A 239-nucleotide genomic window follows, 5' to 3' on the forward strand; every position below is an offset into this window, starting at 1 on the left:
GGCGGAACTGAAAGTTGCGATTGGGCAAGTATGCTTATGCGCATGTACTTAATGTATGCCGAAAAAGAAGGCTACAAAGTTAAAGAACTTAACTACCAAGAAGGCGATGTGGCTGGTATTAAAACCGTTACTTTAGAAATTAATGGCGATTTTGCTTTTGGTTGGCTTAAAGGTGAAAATGGAGTGCACAGGTTGGTAAGAATATCTCCTTTTGATAGTAATGCTAAACGCCACACAAG

The 239-nt window shown here is 39.7% G+C and carries 1 protein-coding gene; it reads left to right on the forward strand.

Annotated elements, in window-relative coordinates; all coding sequences use genetic code 11:
- The coding region (locus tag FUA24_RS01000) for a PCRF domain-containing protein (protein ID WP_148539674.1) at nt 1–239 on the forward strand (239 nt) is incomplete at both ends.

It is taken from the genome of Seonamhaeicola marinus, from assembly GCF_008085455.1.